General features: G+C 59.0%; 23 protein-coding genes. 11 read left to right on the forward strand and 12 right to left on the reverse strand.

What is annotated here, in order from left to right:
• Window positions 1-9: 9 nt before the first annotated feature.
• On the reverse strand, window positions 10-837 hold the full coding sequence (locus ACVWNW_RS05275; RefSeq protein WP_454481509.1) for a sulfite exporter TauE/SafE family protein: 828 nt from the start codon (window positions 835-837) through the stop codon (window positions 10-12).
• Window positions 838-1,059: 222 nt separating this feature from the next.
• Between ACVWNW_RS05275 and ACVWNW_RS05280 the strand changes: the two genes are divergently transcribed.
• Together ACVWNW_RS05280 and ACVWNW_RS05285 are read left to right on the forward strand one after the other, a co-directional pair.
• Window positions 1,060-2,034, forward strand: coding sequence for a ketopantoate reductase family protein (locus ACVWNW_RS05280; RefSeq protein ID WP_046322224.1), 975 nt, complete (start codon window positions 1,060-1,062; stop codon window positions 2,032-2,034).
• Between the two features lie 149 nt (window positions 2,035-2,183).
• Complete coding sequence (locus tag ACVWNW_RS05285; protein ID WP_198191687.1) at window positions 2,184-4,436, forward strand: alpha-galactosidase; 2,253 nt, start codon at window positions 2,184-2,186, stop codon at window positions 4,434-4,436.
• Between the two features lie 22 nt (window positions 4,437-4,458).
• On the opposite strand, the gene ACVWNW_RS05290 is transcribed toward ACVWNW_RS05285, so the two are convergent.
• Window positions 4,459-5,742 carry an ROK family protein gene (locus ACVWNW_RS05290; RefSeq protein ID WP_454481512.1) on the reverse strand — a complete coding sequence of 428 codons (1,284 nt, stop codon included), beginning with the start codon at window positions 5,740-5,742 and terminating at the stop codon, window positions 4,459-4,461.
• Between the two features lie 291 nt (window positions 5,743-6,033).
• Here ACVWNW_RS05290 and ACVWNW_RS05295 point away from each other — a divergent pair, with 291 nt between their 5' ends.
• The 7 genes from ACVWNW_RS05295 (at window position 6,034) to ACVWNW_RS05325 (ending at window position 15,818) form a co-directional block, all read left to right on the forward strand.
• Complete coding sequence (locus tag ACVWNW_RS05295; RefSeq protein ID WP_454483393.1) at window positions 6,034-7,230, forward strand: ABC transporter substrate-binding protein; 1,197 nt, start codon at window positions 6,034-6,036, stop codon at window positions 7,228-7,230.
• A 20-nt stretch (window positions 7,231-7,250) separates the two neighbouring features.
• A complete protein-coding gene (locus ACVWNW_RS05300; RefSeq protein WP_454483395.1) occupies window positions 7,251-8,189 on the forward strand; it encodes a carbohydrate ABC transporter permease in 939 nt (312 codons plus the stop codon).
• Window position 8,190: 1 nt separating this feature from the next.
• Window positions 8,191-9,090, forward strand: a complete 900-nt coding sequence (locus tag ACVWNW_RS05305; RefSeq protein ID WP_232339551.1) for a carbohydrate ABC transporter permease — start codon at window positions 8,191-8,193, stop codon at window positions 9,088-9,090.
• Between the two features lie 88 nt (window positions 9,091-9,178).
• Window positions 9,179-11,089: a glycoside hydrolase family 13 protein gene (locus tag ACVWNW_RS05310; protein WP_454481514.1), complete on the forward strand. Its 1,911-nt coding sequence runs from the start codon at window positions 9,179-9,181 to the stop codon at window positions 11,087-11,089.
• 162 nt (window positions 11,090-11,251) lie between these two features.
• Window positions 11,252-13,717 carry a trehalose-phosphatase gene (gene otsB, locus ACVWNW_RS05315; protein WP_454481516.1) on the forward strand — a complete coding sequence of 822 codons (2,466 nt, stop codon included), beginning with the start codon at window positions 11,252-11,254 and terminating at the stop codon, window positions 13,715-13,717.
• Between the two features lie 457 nt (window positions 13,718-14,174).
• Window positions 14,175-15,440 carry a threonine ammonia-lyase gene (ilvA, locus tag ACVWNW_RS05320; protein ID WP_454481518.1) on the forward strand — a complete coding sequence of 422 codons (1,266 nt, stop codon included), beginning with the start codon at window positions 14,175-14,177 and terminating at the stop codon, window positions 15,438-15,440.
• A 144-nt stretch (window positions 15,441-15,584) separates the two neighbouring features.
• Window positions 15,585-15,818, forward strand: a complete 234-nt coding sequence (locus ACVWNW_RS05325; RefSeq protein WP_461196335.1) for a hypothetical protein — start codon at window positions 15,585-15,587, stop codon at window positions 15,816-15,818.
• Between the two features lie 306 nt (window positions 15,819-16,124).
• Here ACVWNW_RS05325 and ACVWNW_RS05330 read toward each other — a convergent pair whose 3' ends face one another.
• The 7 genes from ACVWNW_RS05330 to ACVWNW_RS05360 all read right to left on the reverse strand — a co-directional run bounded on the left by ACVWNW_RS05330 (window position 16,125) and on the right by ACVWNW_RS05360 (window position 21,503).
• Window positions 16,125-16,796 (reverse strand): ATP-binding cassette domain-containing protein, encoded by a 672-nt coding sequence (locus tag ACVWNW_RS05330; protein WP_052733229.1) that lies wholly within the window; start codon window positions 16,794-16,796, stop codon window positions 16,125-16,127.
• Window positions 16,797-16,821: 25 nt separating this feature from the next.
• Entirely contained in the window at window positions 16,822-18,495 is a 1,674-nt protein-coding gene (locus tag ACVWNW_RS05335) for a bacteriocin-associated integral membrane family protein (RefSeq protein WP_461196336.1), read from the reverse strand.
• Window positions 18,496-19,433: 938 nt separating this feature from the next.
• Window positions 19,434-19,772, reverse strand: a complete 339-nt coding sequence (locus tag ACVWNW_RS05340; RefSeq protein ID WP_198217519.1) for a hypothetical protein — start codon at window positions 19,770-19,772, stop codon at window positions 19,434-19,436.
• A 740-nt stretch (window positions 19,773-20,512) separates the two neighbouring features.
• Window positions 20,513-20,641, reverse strand: coding sequence for a hypothetical protein (locus tag ACVWNW_RS05345; protein WP_454481523.1), 129 nt, complete (start codon window positions 20,639-20,641; stop codon window positions 20,513-20,515).
• A 9-nt stretch (window positions 20,642-20,650) separates the two neighbouring features.
• Window positions 20,651-20,875, reverse strand: a complete 225-nt coding sequence (locus ACVWNW_RS05350; protein WP_454481525.1) for a hypothetical protein — start codon at window positions 20,873-20,875, stop codon at window positions 20,651-20,653.
• 44 nt (window positions 20,876-20,919) lie between these two features.
• Window positions 20,920-21,135, reverse strand: coding sequence for a hypothetical protein (locus tag ACVWNW_RS05355; RefSeq protein WP_110424717.1), 216 nt, complete (start codon window positions 21,133-21,135; stop codon window positions 20,920-20,922).
• Window positions 21,136-21,197: 62 nt separating this feature from the next.
• Window positions 21,198-21,503: a hypothetical protein gene (locus ACVWNW_RS05360; RefSeq protein WP_454481527.1), complete on the reverse strand. Its 306-nt coding sequence runs from the start codon at window positions 21,501-21,503 to the stop codon at window positions 21,198-21,200.
• A 244-nt stretch (window positions 21,504-21,747) separates the two neighbouring features.
• On the opposite strand from ACVWNW_RS05360, the gene ACVWNW_RS05365 reads away from it, so the two are divergent.
• Window positions 21,748-22,044, forward strand: coding sequence for a hypothetical protein (locus ACVWNW_RS05365; protein WP_454481529.1), 297 nt, complete (start codon window positions 21,748-21,750; stop codon window positions 22,042-22,044).
• Here the strand turns inward: ACVWNW_RS05365 and ACVWNW_RS05370 are convergent.
• Window positions 22,008-23,351 carry a type I-C CRISPR-associated protein Cas8c/Csd1 gene (locus tag ACVWNW_RS05370; protein WP_454481531.1) on the reverse strand — a complete coding sequence of 448 codons (1,344 nt, stop codon included), beginning with the start codon at window positions 23,349-23,351 and terminating at the stop codon, window positions 22,008-22,010. The genes ACVWNW_RS05365 and ACVWNW_RS05370 overlap by 37 nt on opposite strands.
• On the opposite strand from ACVWNW_RS05370, the gene ACVWNW_RS05375 reads away from it, so the two are divergent.
• The gene (locus tag ACVWNW_RS05375; protein ID WP_454481533.1) at window positions 23,352-23,801 is read left to right on the forward strand and encodes a hypothetical protein; all 450 of its coding nucleotides are present in this window, start codon (window positions 23,352-23,354) and stop codon (window positions 23,799-23,801) included.
• A 90-nt stretch (window positions 23,802-23,891) separates the two neighbouring features.
• Here the strand turns inward: ACVWNW_RS05375 and ACVWNW_RS05380 are convergent, their stop codons facing one another.
• Both ACVWNW_RS05380 and ACVWNW_RS05385 read right to left on the reverse strand, forming a co-directional pair.
• On the reverse strand, window positions 23,892-24,473 hold the full coding sequence (locus ACVWNW_RS05380; protein ID WP_454481535.1) for a recombinase family protein: 582 nt from the start codon (window positions 24,471-24,473) through the stop codon (window positions 23,892-23,894).
• A complete protein-coding gene (locus tag ACVWNW_RS05385; RefSeq protein ID WP_454481537.1) occupies window positions 24,467-25,279 on the reverse strand; it encodes a hypothetical protein in 813 nt (270 codons plus the stop codon). The genes ACVWNW_RS05380 and ACVWNW_RS05385 overlap by 7 nt, the downstream gene beginning before the upstream one ends.
• Between the last annotated feature and the right edge of the window lie 230 nt (window positions 25,280-25,509).

Genomic DNA, 25,509 nt, shown 5'->3' on the forward strand with positions numbered 1-25,509 from the left:
TCCCTTTTTTCAGCGGTGGTTGTGATTGGCTCTGTACCGCTGGAAGGCCGGGGTAACCTGGAGAGCCGCCCAGATGCAGCGCAAAACAATCAGGCAGAGGTAGGCGGCGAACAAATTGGCACCCATTCGCGCGCTGACCCCCGAGGCCGCCCAGGTGCCCACCGGTGTGGTCAGAGCAGCCACGATTCCCAGAAGCAGCCCCTGACCGGCATGGACCAGGTGGTGTCGCAGGTTGGTGAACGTCCCTGACAAGGAACTGGGCAGGATGGCCAGCAGGGAGGTTCCCCTGGCGATCAGGTCGCTAGCCCCTAGCAGGGCCAAGGCCGGCACCGCGATGGCTCCGCCGCCTACGCCCAGCAGCCCTGACAGGGTTCCGATCAGGATGCCGACCAGCAGAATGATCATGGCCACTACCGGGCTCAGCTGGATGCTGCTCTCCCTGGAGGGTGTGGACAGCAGCTGCTGGGCAATGACTGCCATCAGGAAGCCCACGTAGAGCCACCTGAGTATTACCTCTGGAAGCCGGTCCAGCAGCCAAGTGCCGATCTGCGCCCCAATGACCGTGCCGACGGCCAGCAGTAGGGCGGCCAGCCAATCCACATGCCCGCCCAGGGCATAGGAGGCCACTCCGGCCAGCGACATGGGGATCATTGAGGCCAGCGAGGTGGCCGAGGCCTGACGCTGCTGCAGTCCGGTCCATACCAGGGCTGGCACAATAATCGATCCGCCGCCAATGCCGAACATCCCCGACAGGAATCCGCTGATCACGCCCACCAAAACCAGGATGGCCAGGGTCCGCCGGTCCATCCCTCCGGCTCCTCGCTGTTCTTTCTGCATGGGTTCCAGCCTAGGTCGACGTTTTCGTTGGGATGGCAGGATGTCCGCATGTACGGTCATGTCCTCCAAGGTGCAGAAATCCACGCATATTCCAACCCTTATGTCCACCATGCGACCGTTGCCCTGGTTCCCTTCTGCCGCCTCGGCATACTGCTTGGTATCCCCCGGGCCGGTCCCTGGAGGTGCGTTGTCCATTCAAGAGAACAAAGAGGGTGTATTTCGATGCGATATACGGTCATCGGTGCCGGAGCCATGGGCTATCGTCTGGGTGTGCTGCTGCAGGAGCAGGCCGGCCTGCAGGTGGATTTCGTGGATACCTGGATGCCCAATATTGACAAGGTTCATGACCAGGGAGGCGTCTATGTTTCCCGCGATCATGAGAATCGGCATTTGGTGCCCGTCAACATTTACACCCCCGAGGACTACAAGGGCGACCCCGACGTCTGGATCGTCATGCTCAAGCAAATGCAGCTGGAGGGGGTCCTGGAGCGTTGCGCACCGCTCTTCCGCGACCATCAGGTGGTCTTCTCTGCCATGAACGGCTGGGGTCACTTCGACAAGCTGCTCAAGTACTTCCCCAAGGAGCGCATCTACGGCGGCACGGCCATGATCGGCACGGTCCTCAATGGGCCGGGCGACGTGGACTTCATCGGCAAGTCCGGGGCAGGCTCCATGCACCTGTGCGCCATGACCGAGCAGACCACCGACCTGGAGCGCCGGATGGCCGAGGACTTCAAGGCCGCCAACCTCAACCCCATCCTGACCGAGAACTTCGAGGGCACCTGCCTGGCCAAGATCATTTTCAATTCGGTGGTCAACACCATCTGCACTATGTACCAGATCACCATGGGCCAATTCATCTCCTACCCGGGTGCCAAGGACATGTCCCGCCAGCTGATCGACGAGGCCTACGACGCCTGCGAGCGGGCCGGCAAGCAGCTGATCCAGACCCGGCAGGAGACCCTGGACGAGGTGGACTATGTCAGCCGCGTGGGCAATCCCCTCCACTACCCCTCCATGTACCAGGACATGTCCAAGGGCCGGCCGACCGAGGTGGACTACATCAACGGCTACCTGGCACGCCTGGGTCGCGAGCATGACTATGTCTGCCGGACCCAGGAGTTCCTGACCCACGGCGTCCATCTGGCCGAGCTGGCCTTCCGCGTCCATCATGAGGAGCAGTCCGACCAGGGGTGATGCGAACGGCTGCTGAGTAGATTTCCGTGAATTACTTTCCCAAGTAAGAAAAACACGCCCTTCCAGACAAGTTAGCCGCAGGTCCCTAGCATGGAGCCTGATTTATCAGTGTCGGCGACCGACATCGCCGGGCTTATGGCGGAGGTGTCATGGAGGATCATCGCGGCGGCCCAAGGACGGGGTCTTATCAGAGCAAATCGAATCTGGGGGTTCCCCTCAGGTTGGTTTACATGGAGCAGTCCGGGCTGGCCCTTGCCGTCCTCTTCCCGGGGAAGGGTCTGCCGCGGATCGTTCACTGGGGCGATCCAGTGGCCGATCCGCAGGCCCTTCTGGGAACCTACGACGCTCTGGCCCCGCAGCGGGTCTCGGGAGGGCTGGACCTGACGGCCTGGCCGAGCATTCTTCCGACCCAGTCCGAGGCTTGGACCGGACAGCGCCGACTGTGCATCTGCCGCGGCGGAGTCGAGATCTTTTGCCGCTTCCAGGTGGAATCAGTAGATCTGGGTACAGGCCCGGTCCTGTCTGATGACTTGACTGCACCGACTTTGACGGTTCGCGCCTGCGACCGGGGCCAGGGTGTGGGACTGACCTGGCGTTGCCAGGTGTTGCCGTCCGGTCTCGTCAGGCAGCGTGCGGACCTGCTCAACCTGGATACGGCCAGAGATCTGGATGTCAATGGCTTGGAGCTGGCTTTTCCCTTGCCGGCTGAGGCAAGCGAGATCCTGACCACCACCGGTCACCACCTGCGCGAGCGCAGCCCGCAACGCCAGCCCTTGACCATAGGCCGTCTGGAGCGTCCAAGCCTGGTGGGACGACCGGATTTTGACTCCTCCCTGGTCATGTGCGCGGGCCGACCCGGGTTCGGATTCGAACATGATGAGGTATATGCGGTCCACTTGGGCTGGAGCGGCAATGGTCTGCTCAGCGCCGAGCGGATTCCTTCAGCTCCCGCATTGCTGGGCGGGGGCGAGATTCTGATGGCCGGGGAGATCACGCTTCCTCCTGCTGATGGTTATTCCGACCAGCAAGCATATTCAACGCCCTGGCTCTATGGTTCCCGGGGCAAAGGGCTGGACCAGGCGGCCCACAGGTATCATGCTTTCCTGAGGTCCCTCCATCCTGGGTTGGCCTCACGTCCCAGGCCTGTCACCCTGAACACCTGGGAGGCGGTCTACTTCGACCAGTCCTATGACAAGCTGGCTGCCCTGGCCGAGCAGGCAGCCCGTATGGGTGTGGAGCGTTTTGTCGTTGATGATGGGTGGTTCCAGGGCAGGCGTTCGGATGAGTTCGGGCTGGGGGACTGGTCCATCGATCGGCAGGTATGGCCCGAAGGGCCTAAGAGCCTGGAATCGCTAGCCGCCAGGGTGCATCAGCTGGGAATGGAATTCGGCCTCTGGTTCGAACCCGAAATGCTCAGTCCGGACTCGAATGTCTTTCGCGATCATCCTGACTGGGTCCTGTCCTCGGGGCCATCCCGGTTGCCTGTCGAAGGCCGCAACCAGCAGGTCATGGATCTGACCAACCCCGATGCCTATGCCCACGTGTTCGAGGCAATGGACTCGCTCATTGCGCTTATGGGCATCGATTACATCAAATGGGATCATAATCGCTATGTGACTGAGGCCCGCTCTCCCCGGTCGGGACGTCCTGCCGTGCATGCGCAGACTGAGGCGGTCTATGGAATCATGCGCGACCTGAAAACCAGGCATCCCGGTTTGGAGATCGAGTCCTGCGCTTCAGGGGGCGCACGGATCGATTTGGGCATACTGGAATTTGCCGACAGGGTCTGGGTCTCGGACTGCGTTGACCCAGTCGAGCGGGCCGACATCCAGCGGTACACATCTCTGCTGGTGCCGCCGGAGATGTTGGGGGAGCATGTGGGTGATTCCCCCGCCCATTCCACCGGCCGTGCCACCTCGCTCGGTCTGCGTGCGGCCATGGCTTTCTTCGGCCATATGGGCGTGGAATGGAACCTGCTTGCCGTGCCCCAGGATCAGCTGGACGAGCTGGGACGCTGGATCGATCTGTATAAGCAGTGGCGGCATATGCTGCACACCGGTCATGTAGTACATGGCGATACGCCGGACCCGGCAGTCCGCTTGGACGGCGTAGTCTCTGCTGACGGCTCGCAGGCGCTCTACCGCTTCACCCAGTTGACCTCTTCGGTCAATTACCCTCCGCAGCCTTTAGCGCTTCCCGGCCTGGATTCCAAGTCTGATTACCGGATCAGGCCCTTGGACATCTGCAGTGACCTGGATCGGATCGGCAGTGGACAAAGCCCTCTGGCCTGGTGGTGTCCCAAAGGCACGGTTCTCCCGGGTGCGGTCTTGGAAGCTCAGGGAGTTCGGCCACCGGTCATTCATCCGGCGGAGGCAGTGATTTTTGAAGCGAGCCGTATCTGAATCTGCCCAGTCGTTTCCCGAGTCATTCGGGCTTATCGGCCTCTTCGGGACCCTGCAGGTACCGTGCGATTGCTCTGGCCGCCGGCGCTTGTGCCCAGCGGAGCCAGTCGCTGTCGATGATCTTCATAGGGACCTCGACCATCTGGCTGTGGCGGAATGAGGCAGTGCCCTTGCGTACGGATTCGATGCACCTCTTCATCAAATAGGAAGTCTCCCCACCCACCAGAACCTTGTCAGGCAGGGCCACGTTGGCCACCAGGGCGATCAGAACCCCTAGCCGATAACCGGTCAGATTGAGCAGGGTCTCCGCCTGCGGCATGTCCTCCTCCAGGTCTTTGACCAACTTCTCAAGGCTGGCGGCCTGTCCGATGGCATGCGAGTACTGCTCAGCCAGGGAGCCTGTAGTCAGGCACTGGGCGCAGCCACGATGGCCCAGATAGCAGACCGGCCCATCCGGATCCACCAGCTGATGGCCGATCAGCCCAAACCCTTCATCCGGCGAGGAGACGGGCATGCCGTGCTCGCTTAAGGCATAGCCAATGCCGGATCCCATGGTGATCAGAGCGAAGCGGTCCAGTCCGATGCCCTCGCCAAACCATCCTTCGTACAGGGCCAGGGCATCGAGATCATTGAAGATCAGGCAAGGCAGGTCACATGTGTTTTCCATCTCGGTGGCAAGATCGACGGGTTCGCTCCAATGCAGGAATGGGGCGTAGGTGACGATCCTGTCTCCCTCCGCCCGACCGCCCAGGGAGATGGCAAGGCCAGAGGGGCTGGGTAATCCGGTTTGGTTGATCTCACGCATGCACTCCTGAGCAAGGTTTGACAGCATCCTCACGACCTGGCTTGGGCTGCGTTGACGTATGTGATGACTGTGAGACCGGCCGACCGGTCGACAGGCCAGGTCCGTCGCCGTGGCCAACGCGGTGCCGCCGTGAAGATTGATGCCGATGAAGGTCTTGGCTTCCCGACGGATGACCAGGGCCTGCTGCGGTCTGCCTACGCTAATGGGGCCATGCTTGCGGTCACCCTGCCTTCCTGGGCCCTTGCCTGCCCGCAGCAGTGTGCCTGCTTCCCTGATGACCCCTAGATGGGTCAGATCGTTGGTGATGCGTGATACAGCGCCCTGGGTCAGGTTGAATCGTCGCGCCAGGGCCACTCTGGAGATCGGGCCGTGCTGGAGGATCTCAACGGCGATGCGGTGGGTGTACCTGGAGGCCGTGAACCAGGCCGGGAACGGCCGTGCTTCCCCTAAACAGTCGGCATCCTCGTGTTGGTTTGATCTCTGGTTGTCTCTGTCGGCCACGGTGCCTCCTCACGGAAAACTGGTCCGACCTGATTGCGGACAAGCCCCTTATACTGAACAGCCTATCTTAATTACTTTCTTAACGAAAGGAACTCGCCAGAGCTGGGAATGAAATATCCCGGTCCCCTATGCTGGTCCGAAGAATCATCTAGGTCATTGTTGCCCGTATGGATGGTAAAGGAGCCAAATATGAATGATATCGGCAGTAGGGAAGGATCCCGGCTTGGTCGAATATCGGCCTGGGTCCGCAATGGAGTCGCCTCACTCCTGGCTCTGTTGACCGTCGTGGCAATGGCTGGCTGCGGTTCCGCAGATTCAGGCCTGGTCACTCTGGACTTCTTCCAGTTCAAATTCGAGGCCGCCGACCAGTTCAAGGCCATGGTGGCACAATTCGAGAAGGAGAATCCTGGCATCAGGGTGAACATCAACAATTCGGCCGATGCCCAGACGGATTTGCGTACCCGTCTGGTCAAAAACCGGGTGCCCGATGTCATCACATTCAACGGCGATATCAGCTTCGGCATGTTCGCGGCATCCGGGGTCTTCCATGATTTCACTGACGATCCCCTGGTCAAGGAGCTCAATCCGGGCATGGTGTCGATAGCCAGGAACCTGGTCCAGACCAAGGATCCTTCGGCCAAACGCCTGTATGGCCTGCCCTTTGCCGGCAACGCCAGCGGATACATATACAACAAGACACTTTGGCGAAAGGCAGGGGTAGATCCTGACAATCCACCGCGTACCTGGTCGGAGTTCACAGCCGTCATGGACAAGTTCAAGGACCAGGGCATCGAACCTGTGCAGGGCACCCTTTCCGATTCGTGGACCGCTCAGGCTCCCTTGGCTTCACTGGCGGGAACCCTGGTCCCCGAGAGCAGATACAGGGATCTTCTGGCTGGTAAAACCGATTTCAAGACCCTGTGGACACAACCTGCTCAGCGCGAGGTCGAGCTCTTCAGCCATTCCACTGGCGACAAGGGCGTCACCTATCAGCAGGGCACTCAAAACATGGCCAAGGGCAAGGTGGCGATCCTTCCTCTGGGAACATACGCCATACCGCAAATCAGGATGATTGATCCGGATGTGGACCTCGGATTCGCCCAGATGCCGGCCGATGATTCCCCCTCCCGGCAGATACTGACGGCTGGCGACGATGTCATGCTGACCATGGGTGCCACCACCAGGCATCCCAAGGAGGCCATGCGGTTGATCCGTTATCTGATGCAGCCCCAGCAGCTGCGCACGTATGCAAAGGCCCAGACTGCCTTCACGCCGACCAGAAAGGTGGAGGCAGGCGATCCGGCCTTGAACGGGGTTCTTCCATTCTTCCAGCAGAACCGCCTGGCCGATTTCTGCGACCATTACATCCCCTCGTCCATCAATATCGGCGGATACCTGCAGACCATGGTCACCAGGGGGGACGTGGATGGCTTCATCGGTTCCATGCAGAACGAATGGGACAAGGTCCAGGCAAGGAACTTCCAATGATGAAAGGTCAGGATTCAGACATGGCACAATCCAAGGTCGTCGGCATCCGTACCGCTGACGCAACAGCCAAGGCCGGAAAACGGCCTTCAAAGTTCTCCAATCGCAAGGTGGACCGCGCCTTCTACTGGATGGCGGTCCCTGCGGCACTTATCTTCACGCTCTTCCTCTATGTGCCTTTCCTCCAGGGTGTGGCCTACTCCTTCACGAATTCCCAGGGATACGGGCGCTTCTCATGGATCGGCTTCAAGAATTACGGAGCCCTCTTCCGTGACGGCCGTGTGGGCCACGCTTACCTGTTCACTCTGCTGATCGCCATTCTGATCACCCTGTTGGTCAACTTCATCGCCCTGTTCATCTCGGTGGCGCTGAATGGAAGGATCGCCTTCAAGAACGGGTTTCGGGTCATCTATTTCATCCCCTATACGCTCTCGGTTCTGGTTATCGGCTATGTCTTCAAGTACATCTTCATGACGCCCCTGCCGGCTCTGGGGAAGGCCTTGGGCATCAGCTGGCTCTCCCAGTCCCTGCTGACCAGCGAGCACTATGCATGGATCCCTATCGTCTTCCTCTCGGTCTGGCAGGCAGTAGCCTATTCAACCTTGATCTATCTGGCTGGTCTGCAGACCATCGATTCTGAGGTCTATGAGGCCGCATCCATCGATGGCGCCAACGAGTGGCAGAAATTCTGGAGGATCACCTTCCCCTTGATTGGCCCATTCTTCACCATCAATCTGGTGCTGACTCTGAAGAATGCCTTCAACACCTTCGATCAGGTGGTGGCCTTGACCGCAGGAGGACCTGACTCCAAGACAGAAACAGTCACCTATCTCATATACAAGGGCGGCCTTACCGGAGGCGAGTACGCCTATCAGACGGCCAATGCGGTCATGTTCTTCATCGTCCTGGCTGTGATCGCGTTTATCCAGCTGGGCATTTCCAGAAGAGGGGAGAAGATCTGAGATGGCACAGACAGCGCTTATGCAACCGCAGACATCTGAACAATCAACAGGAATAAGTGGAAGGCGGCATTGGGGATTTACGGGATCGCGCCTCAAAAGGGTCAACTGGTGGCTGACGGCCACTGTGGCCGTCCTCTCCCTGACGATTCTTGTGCCGCTCTATTTCACCGTGGTCACGGCTCTGAAGACTCCTGCGGAGGCCGGAACCTTCAGCCTGCCCTCTTCCTGGCAGTGGCACAATTTCGCCGATGCCTGGAACAAGGTCAACTATCCCAAGGCTGCGCTGAATTCGGCCATCGTCACGGTCTGCGCAGTGGCACTCACCCTGCTGACCAACACCTTTGTGGCCTATGCCGTGGCCAGGAATATGGACAAGCGCTTCTTCCGTTTCCTCTACTACTTCTTCATCGCGGCCATGTTCGTCCCCTTCCCCGTGGTCATGCTTCCCATCGCCAAGCAGTTCGGCAGCTGGCACTTGGACAACGTACCCGGTCTGATCCTGCTTTACGTGGTGTTGGGCCTGGGCACCAACCTCTTCATCGCCACGGGGTTCATCCGATCCATCCCCACCGCTCTTGAGGAGGCCGCCCGCCTGGATGGCGCAGGCACCTGGAGGATATTCTGGACCATCATCTTCCCCCTGATGGGGCCGATCAATGCGACCATCGCCATCACCACGGCCCTCTGGGCCTGGAACGATTTCCTCATGCCGCTGATTGTCCTGACGGATCAGACCAGCCAGACCATCCCACTGGCGCAATATGTCTTCAGCTCCCAGTTCGCCACCAACTACCCGATGGCATTCTCCAGCTACCTGATGGCCCTGGCGCCCATCCTGATCGTTTACTTGTTCGCACAGAAGTGGGTCATCAGCGGCGTCATGAGAGGAGCTGTCAAGTAGCCCTGCCAGGACAGGCAGTTCTGGTCAGCCTATAGTAGAGGTCACAGAACAAGGAAGTCCCAGGAATCCAATCTTCGTGAGGAGGACCATGACCCAGGAAGAACGCATGCAGCTGCCCGACCAGGTACGGACCAACGGAGCCACCCCCAATCCCTGGTGGGCCAACGCGGTGGTCTACCAAATTTATCCGCGGTCCTTCCAGGACACCAACGGCGACGGCTTTGGCGACCTGCCGGGCATCACGCAGCGGCTGGACTACCTGGCAGATCTGGGCGTGGACGTGATCTGGCTGAGCCCGGTCTACAAGTCCCCCCAGGACGACAACGGCTATGACATCGCCGATTACCAGAACATCGATCCCATCTTCGGCACCATGGACGATATGGACGAACTTCTGGACCAGGCCCACAAGCGGGGGATCAAGGTGGTCATGGACCTGGTGGTCAATCACACCTCAGACGAGCATGCCTGGTTCCAGGCCTCCCGCAACAAGGATGATCCGCACGCCGACTGGTACTGGTGGCGCCCTGCCAAGGCCGGCCATGAACCGGGGACTCCTGGCGCAGAGCCCAACCAATGGGGGTCCTACTTCGGAGGCTCCGCCTGGCAGTACGATCCACAGCGCGGCGAATACTACCTGCATCTGTTCTCCAAGAAGCAGCCTGACCTCAACTGGGAGAACCCCCAGGTCCGGCAGGCCGTCTTCGACATGATGAACTGGTGGATGGACCGGGGCATCGACGGGTTCCGTATGGATGTGATCGTCATGATTTCCAAGACTGTCGACTCCGAGGGCCGCCTTCCCGGCGAGGATGGATCGGCCATCGCTGACGGTCCCGTTGGGCCTGAGGGGTACTCGTCCTCGGTGCCCTTCTGCGTGGACGGCCCCAGGCTGGATGAGTTCCTCAGGCAGATGCGCAGCCAGGTCTTCCAGGGTCGGCAGGGCTATCTGACCGTGGGGGAGGCTCCCAGCCTGGCTCCTGCCCGCAGCGGGCAGATCACCGATCCCGCCAACCATGAGCTGGACATGCTCTTTCTCTTCACCCAGACCGAGGTTGACACCGGGGACAGCAAGTGGGACATCCGCCCCTTCCAGGTCTCCCGGCTCAAGGCGGTCATGGACGAGCAACAGCAGGCTGTGGCCAAGGCTGGATGGGCCAGCCTCTACTTCGACAACCACGATCAGCCCAGAATCGTTTCCCGTTGGGGCGACACCTCGAGCGAGGAGCTGCGCTCGCGTTCGGCCAAGGCCCTGGGGCTTCTCCTGCACATGCACCGGGGAACCCCCTACATCTATCAGGGCGAGGAGCTGGGCATGACCAATGCCGGCTTCACCAGCCTTGACCAGTACCAGGATCTGGAATCCATCAACCTCTACCATCAGCGGGTCGACCAGGTGCATGAGCAGGATCCGGAGTCCATGATGGCCGCCCTGGCCTATATGAGCCGCGACAACGCCCGCACCCCCATGCAGTGGGACTCCACCAAGTTCGCCGGCTTCACGGCTCCATACGCTCCCAAGGAGCCCTGGCTGGCCGTCAATCCCAATAGGGATAAGGTCAACGCCAAGACCGAGCTGCGTGACCCGGACTCGGTCCTGGCCTTCTACCGGGAGCTGATCCGCCTGCGTCATACCAATCCGGTCGTGGCGGCCGGCGACTTCGCCCTTCTGGATCCGGATGCGGACCAGATTTACTCATTCACCCGTTCCCTGGACCAGGCGCCCGAGCCCAAGTCGGGACCCGAGGCTGCCAGCGTGCTGGATGCCCTGCCCTGCCAGCGCCTGCTGGTTGTGGTCAACCTGAGCAGCCGCACGGCCTCACTACCGCCTGAAACCGCCGCACTTCTGGGCCTGGACCAAACCGGATTCACCTCCATGGCTCTCGGAGCGGTGGACCCCGATCGGATCCTCATATCAACCTACAGACCGGAGCAAACCGCCAGCTCCCTGCTGACCGGCCGCCTCTCCCCCTGGGAGGGCTTCGTCTACCGACTCTGAGGAAAACCCCGCCGTCGGCACGCTTTCCAGGCTAGAGTGGAAGTCAGCGATGCCCCGATGGGCCTGTGCGGACCGGTCGGGTCCGCGGGTCCCGGGGCGATGGGTTCGCGCTGTGGTCAATCCCGATGATTCCGGCGCGGACGGGAAAAGAAAGCGGGTTGCATGTCTCGTCTGATCATCGTCTCCAACCGTTTGCCCATGTCATTGCAAGCACGGGAGGACGGCTCCTACACCTTGCGCCAGAACGTGGGTGGACTGGCCACGGCCATCGGTCCCTACCATCGTTCCCATAAGGACAGCCTCTGGATCGGCTGGAGCGGCATCGATCCTCAGAAGTACTCGGAAAAGGAGCTGGACCGTATCCGTCAGGCCTACCGGGAGAGCCGGTGCATTCCTATCTTCCTGAGCAAGGAGGAGCTGAACGGATACTATGCCGGGTTCTCCAACAACACACTCTGGCCGCTCTTCCATGACTTCTCGCATGAGGCCGTCTTCCGCCAGGAGGACTGGGAGATGTACCGCAAGGTCAACATGCGTTTCGCGCAGGTGGTGGAGCCGCTCATCCGCAAGGGCGACACTATCTGGGTCCAGGACTACCATCTGATGCTCCTGCCCAAGATGCTGCGCGAACGCTACCCTGACGCCTCCATCGGCTGGTTCCTGCACGTGCCCTTCCCCAGTGCCGAGATCTTCCGCTCCCTGCCATGGAGCCGCGAGATCCTGGAGGGTGTCCTGGGTGCCAACCTGATCGGCTTCCATACGGTGGACTTCTCCGCCAGCTTCCTGGCCTCGCTGCACAGGCTGCTGCCAGAACTGCCGGTCAACCGGGACGGTGTGGTCGAGATGCCTGACGGCCACCGCGCAGCCATCGATGCCTTCCCCATCGGGATCGACTACAACCTCTACCGGCGTACCGCCCACTCCAGTCTGGCCCGGGCCATGCGTCGGGGTATCGACGAGGTCTGTGGCAAGTCCCCCCGCCATCGCTACCGCACCTCGGTGACGGCTGAAGGGGTAGCAGCCAACGAAGCCGCCGCATCGGACGCCAACTGGTGGAGCCACTACATGAAGGAGGACATTCCCGAGTCCACGCTGGCCAAGCAGGCGGCCTCCTCGGTGGGTAGCCGGTCCAACAAGGTTATCGTTTCGGTGGACCGTCTGGACTACACCAAGGGTTTGCCCGAGCGTCTACAGGCCTTCGGCCGCATGCTGGACAAGTACCCTGAGTGGGTGGGTCATGTCACCTACTACCTGCTGGCCACCCCGTCGCGGGAGGTTGTCGAGTCCTATCAGCGGCTCAAGGCCCAGGTGGATCAGCTGGTGGGCGAGATCAACGGTCGCTACTCCCTGCTGGCCTGGACCCCCATCCACTACATCACCCGCTCCCTGTCCATCAAGCCGGTCTGCGGCATCTACACGGCTGGCGACGTAGCTTTGGTCACCCCCCTGCGCGATGGGATGAATCTGGTGGCCAAGGAGTACCTGGCCTGCCATGACGGGCGCGACGGCACCCTGGTCCTGTCGGACATGTGCGGGGCCGCCGACGAGCTGACCGATGCTTTCATCGTCAATCCCTATGACATCGACATGGTCTGCGAGGCCCTGCACAACGCCCTGGAGATCACCCCCGAGGAGTCCAAGCGGCGCAACATCCGCATGCAGGCCCGACTCAAGGTGCGCACTGCAGCCAACTGGTGCACCTCCTTCCTCGACTCACTGCGGCAGGTGTCTGCTCCGGGCATGACCGATAGGAGGCTGCGTATGGATCACCACAACGCCATCGTTCGTCAGTGGGACGGCGCCCATCGTCGTTTGATCCTGTGTGATTATGACGGAACGCTGACCCCGCTGGTTCGCCGTCCTGAGCGGGCCAAGCCCACCCAGGCCCTCCGCCGTCTGCTGACCCAGGTGGGAAGCAATCCTGATGTGGATTTCCTGCTGGTCTCCGGCCGCAGCCATCAGATCATGCAGGACTGGTTCGGCGACCTGCCAGTGGGGCTGATCGCCGAGCACGGCGCTTGGAACCGCAACCTGCCTGGCAGCAACTCGGGCGAGTGGCAGCGGGCGAAGGGCCTGCCCGACTCCGATACCTGGCAGAAGGTGATCCGGCCCATCATGGATGAGTCGGCCACCAGGGTCCCCAACTCCTTCGTGGAGAGCAAGTCCGATGCGGTGGCCTGGCACTACCGGATGAGCGATGCCCAGGTGGCCGACCAGGAGCGTCAGGATCTGCTCCGTCGTCTGCGCGGCGTAGTGGTCGGCCTAGGGCTGATGATCATGGAGAATTCCAAGGTCGTCGAGGTCACCCCCGTGGCCACCAGCAAGGGCCAGGCCATCCTGCCCTTCGTCAACAGCGGTGACTACGACTTCATGATGGCCTTGGGCGACGATGACACCGACGAGACCATGTTCGCCGTCATGCCCGATAAGGGCTGGACAATCAAGGTCGGGCCCGGCCAGACCAAGGCACGGCTGCGGGTCAACGATCCGACCGCGGTCACTCTGCTGCTGGCCGATCTGGGTGCCGGCGTTACCCATGACTCTAATGAGCCCGTGGCCTCCCACGGCTTCCGCGACGACCATACCGTGGTCGACGAGGCACATGCCCGGCTCACTGACGACAAGTAAGGCAGGTCACCGCTAACCGCTACCGGTGGCAGCTAGTGAATGCCGGCAAGTTTACGAGTGGCTGGTGGCGATCACCAACCACCGGCGGCAGCCTGCAATGACCATGGTCGGTCTGTTGCGACCGTTGCCTTCTGTCGCCTGTCCTGTCTGTCGGTGGCGACTGGTGAGGGGTGTGGGTAACTATTGGCCGCAGACGGACTTTTGCTCATCATGCCGACTTGTTTGTCCAGCTTGATCGCATTGGCGAACCAATCTGTCTGTTGGCACGCCAATCCGTCTGCTGCTGGTGACTCACCTGGTTATCGGTCTGGTTGTTTCAATCCTCTCTCATACTTGTCTGGTCCTTGGGTGCCCAAACGTCCGATTGCTCACATGTTTTGGTTTTCTGGCATGTTTGGGTGTCCACCATGTTGACGGCTGACCCCATTGGTCGTGCCCGGACGACCATACTTGGAGCATGGATACTTCAACAATCACTGCCTCTCTTGAGGCCGATCATGCCGCCGATCTGCGCAACGCCGCCCAACGTTTGGAAGGTGTTGCCCGCCATACCCTTATCGAGGAATCCGATGACCTGGGTGCTCGGATAGGCCATCGCGTTCTGCTCAAGCCGGAGAATCTGCAGCTGACCGGATCCTTCAAGATTCGCGGAGCTTACAACAAGGTGGCCTCGCTGAATCAGGACGAGCTGGACCGCGGCATCGTCACCGCTTCAGCTGGCAATCATGCCCAGGGGGTGGCTTTTGCCGCACGTAGCAGAGGTGCGAAGGCCACGATTGTCATGCCCCGAATAACGCCGCCGCTCAAGGTCGATGCCACCCGGGCCTATGGTGCCGAGGTTGTCCTGCAAGGCGAGGTCTTCGATGAAAGCTCTGATTACGCCTTGGGTCTGGCACGTGATCGCGGCATGACCTTCGTCCCGCCTTTTGACGACTACGAGGTCGTCTGTGGTCAGGGGACCATCGCCATGGAAATTCTTCAGGATGTGCCCGATGTCACCGATATCGTGGTTCCCCTGGGAGGGGGCGGGCTGGGCGCCGGCGTGGCGCTCGCCGTAAAGACCTTCAAGCCTGAGGTCAGAGTCATCGGAGCCACCCCGGTCGGATCTCCGGCCTGGCGTGAATCTCTGACAGCTGGTCATGTGGTCGCAGCAGATCAGATGCGTACGGCTGCCGAGGGCGTAGCCGTCAGACGTCCCGGCGATCTGAACTATGCTCTGCTCAGCCGCTATATGGATGATCTGGTTCAGGTGACTGAAAGCGACATCTCCGAAATGATCTTATTCATGCTCGAGAAGCACAAACTGGTGGTCGAGGCGGCTGGCGCCGTCTCCCTGGCAGCACTGGGTCAGCTGGATCTACAATCCGATGTCTTCCGATCGGCCCCGGGTCCGCATGTGATCGTCCCCATCATCTCGGGTGGCAATATCGATACGGTCACCATGGGTGCGGTCATCCAGCGGGGGATGATCTCCCGCGGGCGCATCATGCAGTTCGGGGTGGAGTTGCCCGACGTTCCTGGTCAGCTGGTCAAGGTGGCCACGGTCCTGGCCGATCTGCGTGCCAATGTGATCGAGCTCAACCACGATCAGTTCAAATCCTCTGGCCACTATGACAACGGCGTGCTCTTGGAGGTAACTGTGGAGACCAACGGCCCCGATCACATCACCCAGATTCTGGACACCTTGCGCAGCCACGGCTTCCAGGTCCATCAGAACTACTGAGCATGGTTTCCCAATCGGCCCGGGGCCCGGTATCCATCTTTCCAGGTTCCGCGATAAGGATGATGGCCGATAGAACAGTCAGACTGGCTGTCGCCAATGCTGAACTTGGCTGATGGGCCCGACAGATTCTTGTATGGCCCAACTATGGCGATCCTTGCGCTGTCTTTCGTCTCGTCGCAGGCGGACTCCGCCTTTCTCGATGCTGTAATGAAGCCTGCCCTTTGCGCCGGCGTCGGCCAGGGCCGCGTTCCAGAGAGCGGCTACATGTTTCAGCGACTGTTTGAATCTAGTGACGAAGTTTCGTGTTTCGGCTTAGTTCGAGCCCATCTGGTTCTGGAGCGATTTTCAGGTGATGAGCGGGGTCTGGTAGGCGCGTGAATGGTTGAGAGCGTATATGCGCTCGACAGCCATGCGTAGATGTCGGAGTAGGACAGGGCACTGATCTGGCGTTTGAAGTTTTCGTAATCGGTTTTACGGGGCTTGCGTTGGATGCCCAGGTCCTTCCATCAGCTGCCGCAGCGTGAAGGGAAGCATGATGACGCGGCTGGTCTTGTGCTTCTTCTGGCGCACGACTTGGGTGCTTATCCACACCATGAGCAACCTGGCCTTCTTCCTGTACGGCCAGATGTGGGTGATGCCCTTCCCCAGGGTCGTCACGGTCTGCGGTTGGAGGACGTGGGTATATCAGCCTATTTCGATAATCGACGAACAGATTTGCTTTATTTCTTCATTGTGCGTTGAGATGATGACGGCGGCACCTTGTTGGGCAAGTTCGCACAGTATACGTATTACGACGTTAGCGTTGTCTTGATCCAGCGCAGATGTCGGCTCGTCTGCAAGAATGACACTCGGCTGTTTGAGCAGGAGCCTTGCGAGGGCGATTCTTTGTTGTTCCCCGCCCGATAGGGTGTAAATCTTTTTCTTCTGTGAGCCATTCATCCCGACGATGTCAAGTACGCTGTCGATTCGTTCGTCCCGTTCCTTGCGATGCTCGCGCTTCTTCATTTTGAGGGGAATCTGCAGGTTACGCGATACGTTCCACTGTTCGACAAGACCATAGTTCTGGAATAGAAATCCTATGTTTTCGCGAAGACACACTCGCTGTCCCTTCCTGCTCTTGTGTAAGTAACCGGAACGGAATGTCCCTTCGTTGTAAGTGACCGATCCTTCATCGAAGTCCTCCAACAAGCCGACGCAGTTGAGCAGGGTCGTCTTGCCTGCACCGGACGGCCCGCTCACTGCGATTATGGAACCAGGTCCAGCGTCGAAGGACAGTCTCGACCATAAGGTGTGTTCTGCAAATCTCTTGGTAAGTCCTTCGACTTTCAATGTCGGCTGCATGCCTGCGTCTGTCATATGCATCTCCCTCCGCACCGCGGATTCACGGGCGTTTGATGTCGTCGGCACGGAACCTTGATTCGTATGCCGATACGGTAATGGCCATGATGAGGCTGGATCCGGCGAAGAGCAATGTTCCAGCCACCAGATCCGCAACCTTGTTCATCGAGCCGATCATGCCGACTGCTATGAGGGTCAGCAGCACCCCGGTGTTCTGCATGATAAGGAAGCCTCCATGTCTTCTGAAAAACCCGTATCCATGGATGAATTGGACGAAGGAGAGCCTGCGTCGTCTTGCGCAATACGCGGCCGAGCACACAAGGATGGCCATCATGGCAGCGGCCAGACCGAACGATATGGCTATAATGTCCCCGCGTTGCTCGTTCCTGGATAATGACAACGTATACGCCACCGAGTCTTTGGCGTTGTCAATACCCTGGAAGTTTCCAGAGATTCCATAATGGTCCAGCTTGCTTTGCAAGAGTTCCGGATCAGAGAACAATACACTATCGCTTGATGTGTATGACAGGTATACCATGGGGCTGATCAACCCTGACGATGGGGATGTGACGGCTACCACTGGATCTTTCAAAGACAGCCTCTGCTGATCTTCCGCAGGCATGAACTGGGTCCCCGAGAAGAGAGATATGTCTTGGCCCGAACGTGTGCGGACCAGGACGCCGTGAGGGTTGCAGGAATATGGTTTCTGTTTCCGGGTAACACCCAGTTGGCACTGTGTCTTGAAATATTCGGCGTATTTCTTCAACAAGGCTCCGGGGTCCCCTTTATATGATGAAGGCACCAGGAGTGTGAAAGCCCCGATATCTCTTTCAGACACTCTAACCGGTTTCCCATCAAGTCCGGCAATGGGTTGTTTGTCAAGATAGTTCGGGCTCACTATCATCGAATCGGATCCGTCCGGTTCGTAAGGATCATTGTTCCCATCAGCGGGACGAACGGAGTCACCGTTATACCCGACCAACATCGCCTTCCCTCTACTGTCAAGATCCTCGATCACTTTCATCAGGGGAGGCGCTGCCCGGAGCATATCCTCCTGTGTGATGTTGATTTTGGTTGAAAACCTCAGGACATATTGATCCGAGATGCGAGACCACTGTGCCAAGGACCGGCTGGTGCTCTGTACCGCGCTGATTCTATTCAGAGAACCGCTGATGGTGCCAAAGAGAACAGCCACCACCATGAACTGGGCAAAACCCGCGATGATGCCATCACGGAGTTCGTTGCCCTCTCCGTTGAGAACGGCGGGTATTCGATCGCGGAATGTACTGGCACCACCCAAAACCAACGCCAGGAAGACAAGATATGCTGTCAATACAGCCACGGCGACAAACAGCGCTCGAAGGAGTCGCCAAATCTGGTGGAAGTTATTGATAAACCAGAGGAAAGGTAATCCCACTAAGGTAATTGTCACCAATCCCACGGCGAGTGTGGCGAGCAGTGATACCAGCTCGCCGACGAGTATCCTTCCGCTGGTATAACCGTGCATCGCCTTGATCGCATGTATCTTCCTGTTCCTGGACAGGGAATACGCGGTGGAAACCACCAATGTGATGGCGATGATAACGACTCCCGCCCAAAGGCCACCCTTCCCTAACGCGTATATCATCGCAGCTATCCAGAAGCCTCGTGACCAGAGGCTTTGTGATTCGTCAACCACTATCCGGGAACGTGACAAAGCCTTGGCGAGCTGTTCCATATGCGACCTATCCGCATTGGTCGCATAGCTTCCGCGCAAGTCCTGGGTGGTAATCTCTTCAAAAGAAACTACTTTCGTTGACTGGTCACGCGTTGAAAAGGAAGGATAATCGTACCCTCCATTTCGTTGAAAAGACTTTTGGTCGCCCACAAAGGCCACGAGAACACGAGACTTCATTGAATCACGAAATGAAGGTTGGATTTTGAAGACATTAATCCCTAAATTTCTTGATGCTTGAGCAATCGCACGCACAGCATCCGCCTTGGTCGCGGTATCAACCCTCTCGACGGTGAAAGAGGTACCGGTACCTGCCGGAAGCTCCTGGTCGATAGTGATAAGCATCTCGAATGTCACCACTATGGTGAGAATCAAGGAAGCCCAAATCGTCAACCGTTCAATCCAGTGAATTCGCAAATACCTCACCCAAACTTCCTCAAGTCTTCTCCTTTGAAGGCAAATATGATGGCGAAAAACCTTCCATCACATGCTATCCTACCCCATAAATACAGCTGATTCATTCCGGCCTCTCACATATAGAGACCGTTCTTATGCCAGTGATACCGATGTGGAATCCGAACCGGTACGATGACGCTGGCTACTCCTGGAACAATACCCTTGCCGGAGTTCGAACAACAGATCCAAGACCAGTTTGCTTGGTTACACTCACACCATGAGCATGGGATGTTTTAGTGGATGTAGTGCGGAATCATGTAGAGAATGTCGCTGGTGATGACACTGGTGGGGATGGTGGCGGTCAGCCAGTTGCGGATTTGATGTCAGTCGAGCCGGTTGCCCATTCGCCTGATCTGCTCGCTGGCCTGTCTATCGAGTGAGGCCGGGGCCTCGTCGAGGTGTCGTGTGACGTCGTGGGCGCGCGAGTCGAGCCTGCTGTTCTGCCTGCTCTGCAGGCTTAAGAGCTGCTCGTCCACGTCCCGCTGCTAGTCGTACATCTTCCTGAGCTGTGTTTCGTTCCTGCTGGCCGTTTGCTCCACGCTTTCCTCGAACGCCTTGTAGTCAGAGGGGATGACCTTCCTTGAGGCTTCGTTCTGCCTGTCGCCTGAGTCCTCTAATCGCTGCAAGCTGATCAACAGCATCTGGTTGGCCTGTTCCGTCGTGGAGGTTATCGCCTCCAACTGCTCCTTGCGGTTCACCTGGTGGCTGGTGACGAGCTGTATCTGCGCGCCCTGGTAGTTCCTGAGTTCCTCGAGCGCCTGCCTCGTCTCGCACAGTCGTGCACTCAGGTCCTCCTCGTTGCTCTGGTTCGGGTTCTTGTCCATGTCTCCTCGTTTCGTCCAGCAGCGATTGCAGTTCTCCGGCCACGCTCTTAATCTGTTCGCGCAGCTTCTCAATGAGCGTCTCCCCAATGACCGCGAAGCAAAGTCATCCACCGTCAAAATCAAAATCAAAAATTCAAGTTTTCTAGTATAGGTATATAGGTATATAGGTATATAGGTATATAGGTATATAGGGGATTTCTGATTAGATTTAATGTGCGTGGGGCTAAGAGGGTTTGCTGAATTCAAAGTCCCTCAAATTACATTCAAGGTCCATCTCTTGAATTTGGTCTGATTGTGGCTTATCTGGACGTGATTGCTGTCTGCGCTGGTTGGTGCACTTGGGATGTGTTGGTGATGGTGGTTTCGTGATTGCTGGTGGGTCTGATGCTTGGGTGGTTACGTTTGGTGGGCTGTGATTGCTGGTGTTTTATGGATGTGGTGGGCTGGTTTCGGACCCTTTCTGGGATAACGGTGAAATGCTCGTTTCTGACTGCGGCGGTTCTTCCGGCGCGTACGTCCGGCTCTGTTCTTTCCTGCCGGCTCCGGCAGGCTTGTACCGCATGCATGGAGGTGGAGAATCTGTCCACCAGGAGGATGGCCCAGGACCGGCTGGCCGTCCTGGGCATGCCCTGCGGGATCGCCTACGCGCAGCCGACCGCATGACCGCATGAACGAAGGGCGCCCCCGGACCCGTGATTCATGGGTTCCGAAAGCGCCCTTGCGTCCTGGTGCGGTGGCCGTCAGGCGGTTGTCGGCTGCTTGTCCGTGGCCTGGACGTCCCGGGCGACGGCCTTGCAGATGATGGCCGACTTGGGGATGCCCTCCTTCTTGGTCAGTCGGCTGGCCTTGTTGTCCAGGTCCTTGGGCACCCTGACCCTTCAGGCGTGTCGAGCGGTCCGTGCCTCGGCCCGCCGCTCCTCCAGTTTGTCCAGCTTGGCCATGCTCTGGGCCATGAGCGATGCGGCCTGCTCGTCGGTCAGCAGCGGGGCGCCGGGGTCCCGCCGGATGGCGGCCTCCGGGTGGTGGATCAGCTCCCCCCGGTCGGCTGCGCGGATCATCGCATCGATGTCCTCCTGGTTCTCGGATGTGACTTGCTTGGCCATTTTGCGCTCCTTTCCCTTTCCTGCACGCCTGTCCCTCTCCGCCCTCACCGGGTGGCCTCGGCCCGGCGCAGGCGCATCTGGTCGAATTCCTCCTGGAGGTCGCGGAAGAACTCGTCCTCATCCACTCCGCGGTTCGGATCCTTGCGTCGTACGGAGCCTGGTATGACGTCCAGGCGCTCCCCGCGTTCGGCCTTGGCGTTCATCTCCTCCATCTGCCGGCGCTCTTGTTCCGTCTTAGGCTCGTACTCGTATTCGTTCATGGCTATTCTCCTGTATCCAATAACATGGCTTTTTAAATTATTGGTTGGTGTGGTCTGGCCGTCTATCGGTCGTGCTTGTGCGACCTGATCAGCCGCCGCCACACGTCGGTGACGGTCATGATCTGGAAGGTGACGAAATCCCCGGGCTCGGCTTCCTTGACTATGACCTCGATGCAGCCCTCTTCAAGCGCCCCAGGATGCCTGGGCCCGACGAGCACCACGGCATCCAGCCCATTCCGATCCTGAATCTCCTTTTTGCCTGCATGATGCAGGACGGCATAGCCGATTTTCTGGCAGGCGTTACACCATGACCGCCGGCGCTTCTGGCCATCTTGAGCGTTTGGGCTCCCCTCTCCCCCGCCCTCCATCCATATAGCACCACACTGACGACCTACAGTCAAAGGCCGCACTCTTTTCCTCTGGGTGTTCCTTGGATCTTCCAGCCGCGGCCCTGCTGTGGAGGGCATCCCCCTCGATATCCGCTCCAGCTTCGGATCCTTTGACTGAAAACCCTGATATGCCCTCCCGGAGCTCCGGCAGCCCATCCTCGCGCACGCCCGGCCTTTTTTCATGGGCATATGTCCCGCCCCATGCGTCTTTATGATAAGGGCCATGGCAAGCGAGGAAGTGTCTCCGGAGGACAAGGCCAGGGCTGAGCAGGTGGCCAACAGCGTCATCGGCCAGCTGCTGGCGGGCCGGCGGATGACCCTAATCGACGAGGACTCCCCCAGGGGCCGCTACCTGCACGCCCTGATCGAACGGCGCCGGCAGGAGCACCTGATCGACATAGGCCGGTCCATGGGGCATCTGGCCTGGGTCACCCGCGAGCAGGCCGAGCAGATCAACGAGTGGTATGCCAGCCGGCGGGCCATCTACGCCAGACTCCAGTCCAGGGTCCGCCGCTGGTGACCGGACGCAGGCTCCCGGCAAGGCCTGCATGCCGGGTTATCCACATTTCTCACGCCGGGCCCTGGCGTCTTGCCTCCAGGCTGTAGGCTGGGCCTTGCCGTGCCGTCCGGCTTCCCCCGAAGCATGCGGGCGGCATGGCGTTTTTTCAATCGGCTGGGGCCTGCTTCCTGCCCCTGCCCTGGCGGCGGCCGGCGGCCTCGATGGTGGCCAGGGCCTGGGCCTTGTAGCCCAGGTAGAAGGCGCTCCGGGCCGGGGCGTCCAGATGGTCCGGGTAATGGTCGCCCCACCGGGGTGACGGCCCGTGCCAGATGCAGGTACCATCTCCGGTCGGCCTTGGAGGGGCTTGTGCGCAGGCGCCGATCGAGCGCGGGGATGCCGTGGGACGGGCGGGCGGCTGTGCTGCATAGCGTCTGTCTGAGAAGGGGTTTGAACGTTCCCGGGCTGTTGAGCCGGCGGATCTGCGCCGCATACATGTAGTAGACCCTGCCCAGCCGGTAGCCCAGGCAGTCGGAGTCCTCGTGCGTGCCCGGCCCGAGGATCCCATGGGGGCAGGCCTTGTCGGGCCTCCTGGCGTAGTAGGCGCGCAGGAGCATGGCATCCGTGCCGCTCACATCGCCGGCCCTGCGGATGTCCTCCTCCACCAGGCGGGGCAGTCCGGCCGGGTAGGGGCCGCCGGCGAACATGGTTCGGAGCATGGCCACGGCCAGGCCCTGCTCCTGATCGCCGAGACTGTCCAGGATGCGCCCCATGTCGGGGGCGGGCCCGTCCTCGTCGCCGGTCATGTCGGATGCCGTCCGGCGCAGTCGGCTGCGCATCCGGCCGTATGAGGCGTCCTCGTGCATGAGGACGATGGCCCGCCCTTTGGCCGAGCTCAGGGCCATCACATGGCAGGGCATGCTCTCGTCCAGGCCGTCGGCGTCTTCGGGCGGCGGGGTCTGCCGAAGGCCGGCCTGATGCAGGAGGGTGTCAGGGTACCTGGGGTCGGCGTCGTCGGACCAGCAGACCACCGAGGCGGCCCTGCCGATGGGCGCATGCCATCCTGGCGTCGCCAGCATGTAGTTGAGCGCATCCGCATAGGCTGTCGCCTCCTGGGCGCCGACCGGGGACACCAGGCCCCGCTGCTTGCCGTATGACCATGAGGATTCCGGTGCGGCGGACACCAGGGAGGCCCCCATGCCTTCGCCGCCGGGCAGGCCCTTGATCTTGGGATGGGAGCCGATCATCCTTATTTGGTGAGACGGCAGCTCCTGGTCAAAGGAAGCGCCTGATGGCAGGAATCCTTTGCCTCTTGAGCCTATGATTGACATATGAATCCTAAAACACAAAATGCAATAGACAAATTAGCAGATATTGAAAAGCAACGTCTTCCCCGATTTGATAAATCTCTCAATCTCGGTATTGGTAGAAAGTATATGAATGTTAAGAATTATTCTTCATCGTTGGCGGGGTTCCTGGCCAATGCTCAGGATAACCTGTACCTAAATTTCTTAGCGCTTTGTGCTGATATCACCGACAGCAAGCAATTAGAAGACATCTGCAAAGACCTAGGGAGAACGCTGTCGGTTCTGAAGGCTTTCAACGAAGATCTGGATTATGAGAACATAGGATGTACTCTCGTCTGCAATGATCCCAATCAGTGGAAGCGGTTTAAACATGCCTTGCATATTCTGCAGGCAGCACCGGCATCTTGGCGGCAGCCAAGACAACCATTTGATGTATCTCAGTTGGCAAGTACGGCCTTTTTCTCATTGCTGTAGCTCTCTGAAAAAGCGGAATAGGCCCGTCTGGCCCGGACAAGTGGCACCGTCCCGTCAGAGGCAAGGCCAGGCAGGCGTGGCTTTTCCTTTTCAGAGGTTTGCCTGGTGCTCCTCCTTCTTCCCTGCCCGTCCGATCGCCTTGTAGATGGTGCTTCGGCTGACGTTGAACCTGGCGGCTATCTCCTTGACGGTCACGGTCCTCGAGTCGTACAGCTGGCGCACCATGGCGACGTCCTTGTCGGAGAGCTTGTAGGGGCGGCCGCCTTTCCTGCCGCGCGCCCTGGCCGCCGTCAGGCCGGCCATGGTGCGTTCCCGGATCAGGTCCCGCTCGAACTGCGCCAAGGCGGAGAAGATATTGAAGACCAGAACCCCTCCAGGCGTGCTGGTGTCCATGTTCTCGGTCAGGCTGCGGAACCCCACCCCCTGTTTCCGGAACCGGTCCATCAGATCGACCAGGTTCTGCACGCTGCGCCCCAGCCTGTCCAGCTTCCACACCACCACCGTGTCGCCCTCGCGCAACGCCTCCAGCATCCGGTCCAACTGGGGGCGGCTGGCCTTGGCCCCGGAGGAATGATCGACATAGATCCTCCCGCAACCCGCCTTCCTCAGCGCATCGGTCTGCAGATCCTCGTTCTGCTCAAGCGTGCTCACCCTCGCATAGCCGATCAGCATGCACCCTCCCCCCGGCCGGCCGAAGGCGACGACGGCTGCGGCTGATCAGCAAAGGCCGCTGGATGGGTCTTCCTGTATGGGCCTTCCTTGGGAACGATGCGCTCGTTGATGATCTGCATCAGATAGTTGACCGCCATCACAGATACTGCCACGGAGTAGAACATCGAATAGCCCGCTCCTCCAATACCAAATAGTATCGCCGAAACAAAAATCACGAGGAAAATCATGCCTAAGATAGCGTAAGGCACAGTACGGATCCACCACCTGCCTGCCGGATCCCGTTCCTTTTTTTCCTTTTCGCTCAAGGAATCGGCAAAGAACCAATCTGAGAGAAAAAGAACGACCGTCGTCATTTCAACAATTGCAAGAAAAATCAGACAAATACCTGCGGCCCACAGATCCTGCATTACAGGGCTGGTCTTGGACTTCTTTAAGGTCGCATCCCATAGCACCAACAATGAGATGATCAGGCACATTATATAAGCGGCGTGCAAATAAAAAGGGCCTTCAGACTTCCATTCATCATCCTTATGCGATATCGATACACACGTCTCTATAAAACTGACACCGTAAAAAAAGAGGATATTGACGATTAGCCACGGGATGTAAGCAGAAGAGTAGAATCCAGCCATTCCGCTGTAAAGCCGGAAAGCATCTACGCCGCAAAGCACGAGATCCACGACCATAAGAAGTATGGAAAAGACACTAACATAGATATATAAAACATCCGGATAGTGGACCTTGAATGGATTCATTCCTGCAAGAAAATTTTTTACGCTATTCAACACTTTGTCTTTTCGCGCCATGGAAGCGCCCTCCCTTCGAGAATATCCAGCTTTTCATGGGTTTACTATACATAGATTAGTAGACGAATTAAACGACATTTTGCTTTCCTGGTAGGCAAGCAGGGAAGAAGCAATATTGACGTCCGTTAAACGGTCGTTTTCCGCTGGCGAGAGGCGCCGGTGCTTTCCCCGATGAATTTGGACTCGTGATCTTGTCTTTCAGGCGAGTTTCAGCTCGGCTATTACATGTT

Source organism: Bifidobacterium sp. JNUCC 75 (assembly GCF_054819865.1).